Source organism: Frankia sp. CgKIO3 (genome assembly GCF_977946435.1).
In genome coordinates, this window is sequence record NZ_CDWTMO010000220.1 from 1 (window position 1) to 5,324 (window position 5,324).

Annotated in this window: 3 protein-coding genes and 1 pseudogene; all 4 read left to right on the forward strand. The window is 70.5% G+C overall.

Going from position 1 to position 5,324, the window contains the following annotated elements; genetic code table 11:
- The first annotated feature begins 107 nt into the window (after positions 1–107).
- Complete coding sequence (locus tag AC08OJ_RS18275) at positions 108–767, forward strand: HhH-GDP family DNA glycosylase (RefSeq protein ID WP_476592760.1); 660 nt, start codon at positions 108–110, stop codon at positions 765–767.
- A 134-nt stretch (positions 768–901) separates the two neighbouring features.
- A complete protein-coding gene (locus AC08OJ_RS18280) occupies positions 902–1,471 on the forward strand; it encodes a type 1 glutamine amidotransferase domain-containing protein (protein WP_462188293.1) in 570 nt (189 codons plus the stop codon).
- Between the two features lie 428 nt (positions 1,472–1,899).
- Positions 1,900–4,379 (forward strand): annotated as a pseudogene (locus tag AC08OJ_RS18285) (HelD family protein).
- Positions 4,380–4,528: 149 nt separating this feature from the next.
- Positions 4,529–5,308: a MurR/RpiR family transcriptional regulator gene (locus AC08OJ_RS18290; protein ID WP_476596367.1), complete on the forward strand. Its 780-nt coding sequence runs from the start codon at positions 4,529–4,531 to the stop codon at positions 5,306–5,308.
- The last annotated feature ends 16 nt before the right edge of the window (positions 5,309–5,324 follow it).

Here is a 5,324-nt window from a genome sequence, read left to right on the forward strand (position 1 = left end):
GACGTGGTGGGTGGGTACCGCCGGGACGGCACGGGCAGGGCGGAGCGCATGGGCGGAGCGCATGGGCGGGGCGGAGTGATGGCGGGTATCGCGGGTAGCCCCACTGCATGGCTGGAACCGACACAGAGGCGGTGCTCGCCGAACTGCTCGCCCGGCATGGGCGGACCTACGCCGACGAGATCGGCGCCGACGCGCCGGCTGACACCGCGGAGGCGATGTTCAGGCTGATCGTCTTCGCCCTGCTCGCGAGCGCACGGATCCGCACGTCGATCGCGGTCGCCGCCTGCCGTTCCCTGATGGACGCCGGCTGGACCGACGCCGCAGCCATGGCCGAGGCGACCTGGGAGGACCGTACCCGGGTGCTGAACGGCAGCGGGTACGCGCGCTACGACGAGAGCACCTCTCGGACATTGGAGGCGGCCTGCCGTTACCTGATGGACACCTACGACGGTGATGTCCGCCGGCTGCGGGATGCCGCCGAGTACTCCCCGGACCGGGAGCGGGAGCTGCTGCAGAAGATCAAGGGGATCGGTCCGGTCGGTGCCGACATCTTCCTGCGCGAGGCGCAGGCGGGATGGGACGAGCTGGTGCCCTACCTCGACGAACCTACCCGGAGAACGGCTGGAGCCCTCGGGCTGCCGACCGGCCCGGCGAGGCTCGCCGCACTGGTCGACCGGCAGGACTTCCCGCGGCTGGTCGCTGCGCTGGTGCGGGCGCGTCTCGAGCACGACGTCACCGACCTGCGGGAGGCGGCGAGCAGGCCCTGACGCCCGTCCGGTCCCGACCCCAGCTGGCGAGACAGGAGCAGACAGCAGGCGGGCAGCAGGCAGACAGGAGGCGGGCAGGAGTCAGACGGCAAGCAGACAGCAGGCAGACAGGAATCAGGCAGGAGGACGTGTCGATGACGACGCACGACGACAGGATTCAACGCAAGATCGCGTTTCTGGTGGCACCGGAGGGCGTCGAGCAGGTCGAACTCACCGAGCCGTGGAAGGCCATCGAGCAGGCCGGCCTGAGCCCGGTGCTGGTGTCGACGGAGGGAGGCAGGGTGCGGGCGTTCCGGCACCTGGACCCCGCGGACACCTTCCCGGTCGACGTCACGGTCGCCGAGGCGGATCCCGCGGACTTCGACGCGCTGGTGCTGCCCGGCGGAGTCGCCAATCCGGACGAGTTGCGGTGGCAGCCGGGTGTTGTCGAGTTCGTCCGGTACTTCTTCGATGCCGGCCGCCCGGTGGCGTCGATCTGCCACGCTCCCTGGACCCTGATTGAGGCGGACGTGGTCCGCGGACGGCGCATCACGAGCTGGCCGAGCCTGCGCACCGATCTGCGCAACGCCGGGGCCGAGGTCGTGGACGAGCAGGTCGTCATCTGCCGGTCCGGGCCGAACACGCTGATCAGCAGCCGCAGGCCGGATGATCTGCCGGCCTTCGACGGCACCCTGGTGGAGCATCTCACCTCGGTGGGCGTCTGATTACCTCGGTGGACGCCCCAGCTCGGGACGCCGTTCACCGTGGATGCGAAGGAACCGCCGGAAACGGCTCCTTCGCCCGGGCCGTCTGCTACCTCGGATCAGGTTGGTCGCTACCCCGCACCAGGTGGATCATTGCGGTGTATCCCGTCGCCGGACATCCGTAACCTGGAACAGCGATGATGCGGCATTCCGGCCGCCGTGCCGGATGGCGGGCCGGCTTGCCGTGGTTGCCGTGGTCGTTCGTGGACACGCCGTCGTTGTCGTGGACATGTCGTTACCAGGGTGGGGTCACCGGAGCCGGGTCACCAGGCGGGCCGGGAAGATCTGCAGGGGAGGGGCTGTTACTCTCCCTGGCTCACCTGACGGCGTCGGCCCGCACCCCGGGAAGCCGCAGCCCAAGAATCCGACCGCGACCGGGAGGAGAGCCGGTGCCGACCATGCAGGACGTCGAGCGCGCCCGTGAACAGGCGTACCTGGACACGCTGTATATCCGGTTGGACGAGGTCCGCGAGATCATCCGTGGGCAGCTGCGCCGGGTCCTGCTGGAAAGTGGCACGGGCACCCCACAGTCACTCGTGGAACGTGACGTGTTCGCGGCGACCCACGCCGACCGGCTCGCCCGCCTCGACGCCGCCGAAGGGCGGCTGTGTTTCGGCGCGATGGACCACGCCGACGGGCGCCGGACGTACATCGGCCGGATCGGCCTGTCCGACAGCGAGCAGAAACCGATCTTGGTGGACTGGCGGGCCCCGGTGGCCACCGCCTTCTACCGGGCGACGCTGGCCGATCCGCACGGTCTGGTGCGGCGGCGTCATCTGCGGACCAAGGGCCGGGAGGTCACCGGCATCGCCGACGACCCGTTGAGCCTGCCGGCCGGCACGGCCACCGGCACTGGCACCGGCACGAGCGAGCCCGGCGGGGTGACGGCGTCCGGCGACACGATGTTGCTCGAGGCGCTGGCCGCGCCCAGGACCGGGCGCATGCACGACATCATCGCCACTCTGCAGGCCGAGCAGGACCGCATCATCCGGGCGCGGGCGAACGGCGTGCTCGTCGTCGACGGTGGACCGGGGACCGGTAAGACCGCGGTGGCGCTGCACCGTGCCGCCTATCTGCTCTACAACGACCGGGCTCGACTCGACCAGTCCGGCGTGCTGATCGTGGGGCCGAGTCCGGTGTTCCTGCGCTACATCGACCAGGTGCTGCCCTCCCTCGGGGAGACCGAGGTGATCTTCGCCACGCCGGGACGGCTCTTTCCCGGGGTCGACGCGCACGGCGTCGAGGACGCCGCGACCGCTGCGCTCAAGGGTGATCCGCGGATGGCCGAGGTCATCGCCGCCGCCGTCAGGGACCGGCAGCGGCTGCCGCGGCGAGAGGTGCTCATCCCCTACGACGATCACATGCTGCGCCTCGGTCGCGACACGGTCGCGCGGGCCCGCACCCGGGCGCGGCGCAGCCGCCGCCCGCACAACTCGGCCCGTCGGATCTTCCTGCGCGAGCTGTTGGCAGAGCTGGCCACCCAGGTGGTGAACCAGATCCCGGGCGGGCTGCTCGATGCCGACGAACGCGGCCAGATCATCCGGGACCTGTGGTCGGCGGAAGAGGTCCGTACGGTGCTCGACGGCCTCTGGCCGCTGCTGACCCCCCAGCGGCTCCTCGAGGAGCTCTTCGCCGATCCGGCGGCCCTGGCGCGTGCGGCGGGTAGCCGGCTCACCCCGGCGGAACGATCTCTGCTCGAGGACCGGCGGACGGCCGCAGCGTCCGTCCGGATCCCGGTGCAGCGCGACGGCGTGGGTACGGCGGGTACAGCGGCCGCCGAGCGGGTCGAGCGGGTCGAGCGGGCGTGGGCTCCGGCCGATGTGCCGCTGCTCGACGAGGCCGCCGAGCTGCTCGGCGACCCGGGCGAGGAGACCGGCCGCGAGACCGCCCGCCGTGCCGAGCGGGAACGCGAGGAGGAACGCGAGTACGCCCGGGGCGTGGTGGACATGCTCGGGCTCGAGGGGCAGGTTGACACCGAGGCGCTCGCCGAGCGGTGGAGCGGGCCGCGGGCGCGGCGCAGTGCCGCCGATCATGCCCGCGAGGACCGCACCTGGACTTTCGGCCACCTGATCGTCGACGAGGCCCAGGAGGTCTCGCCGATGTTGTGGTGGCTGCTGTGGCGGCGCTGCCCGGGACGCACGGCGACCCTCGTCGGTGACCTGGCCCAGAGACCGCCCGGCCGGGCGCGCCGACGTCCTGGGGGGAGCTGCTGGGGCCCGCGGTCGGCAACCGGTTCACGGTCGAGCGGCTCAGCGTCAACTACCGCACACCTCGGGAAATCATGGACGTTGCCGCCGACGTCCTGCGGGCGCAGGACCCGACGGTCTCCGTTCCCCTCTCAGTGCGTTCGGTGGGCCGTGCCCCGACGGCGGTGCGCGTGGGCGACGTGACGACCGACGATGTCCCGGGCCTCGTCGGTCTGCTCGAGACTGGTCTGCTAAAGGGCAGGCGGACCTTCGCCCAGGAGCCTCCCGGGGACCTCGTCGCCGCCGTGGTGTACGCGGCGAGCCGGGCCGCGAGCGAGGTCGGCGACGGGCGGGTCGCCGTGATCTGCCGCCCGCAGGACATCCCGGGGCTGCGCGGCGCCCTCATGGCAGCCCTCCCGGATCTGGCGGTCGCGGCGGACTCCGTCGACCCCGCCAGCGCCGTCGGCAACGCTCTCGACGCGCCGGTGGTGGTGCTGAGCGTGGCGGAGAGCAAAGGTCTCGAGTTCGACGCGGTGGTGCTGGTGGAACCGGCCGCGTTGCTGGCCGGGCCGACCCGGGGGCTCGCCGACCTCTACGTCGCGCTGACCCGGGCCACCCGTTTCCTGACCGTGGTGTATTCCGGCGAGCTTCCGCCGGTACTGGGCCGACTCGCCCGGCGGTAATGTGCCCGCCCGCGGACGGGTTCCGGATCCGTCCGCAAATACCAGCTAGCCCTGCGTGAGGAGCAGCGTCGGAACAAAATTCCGATATTTTCTTGATATAAAATGTCCATCCATCGTTCATCGGAACGTTGTTCCGTGTGGCTAGGTTCGTGGATGTGACGACCAGGCCCAGTGAGACCGGCGCGGCGAGCGTTGCTGACGAGCCGGCTGGCACCCTTGCTGAACGGGTGCGGGGGGCCGCCGCGGATCTCGCTCCGAGCGAGGCCCGGGTCCTCGAAGCGTTGCTGGAGCCGGGAGCGGAGATCCTTAATCTTTCGGTATCCGAGGTCGCCGCTGCCGCGGGGGTGGGGGTCGCCACGGTCGTCCGCGCGTGCCAAAGTCTCGGCTTCAAGGGTTTCCAGGCAGCCAAGATCGCTCTAGCTCAAGATCTTCTGCCGCTCGGTGAATGCCCCCGGGAGGACATCGATCCCAGCGACACCGTGCATCAGGTGCTTGCCAAGCTGGCGGCCTCGAACGGTCAGGCACTGTCGCGCGTCCCGATGAGCGTGGGCGCGGGTGCGCTTGCCGATGCCGTTGAGGCGCTCCATGCGGCGCGGCGTGTTCTTTTTCTGGGGGTCGGCACAAGCGCACCGATTGCCGCGGACGGGGCGTTTCGGCTGGCCACGATCGGCGTCCCGGCCAGCTTCCCGCCGGATGTGCACACGCAGCACGTGCAGGCACGCCTGCTCGGGCCGGATGATGTCGCGGTTGCGGTGAGTCACACCGGGGCGACTCATGAGACCGTAGGCGCTGCTCGCGGCGCACACGCCGCCGGTGCCGCGGTTATCGCGATCACCAGTTTTCACAGCAGCCCGTTGACGGAGGTCGCGACAACCGTGCTCGTCGCCGGGAGTCGTAAAACCCGGTACCAAGGGATCGTCATTAAATAAGTTGATCATTTGATCT

Coding starts and splice junctions, on each gene's coding strand:
- AC08OJ_RS18275 (WP_476592760.1), top strand. CDS start 108: ATGGCTGGAACCGACACAGAGGCGGTGCTCGCCGAACTGCTCGCCCGG.
- AC08OJ_RS18280 (WP_462188293.1), top strand. CDS start 902: ATGACGACGCACGACGACAGGATTCAACGCAAGATCGCGTTTCTGGTG.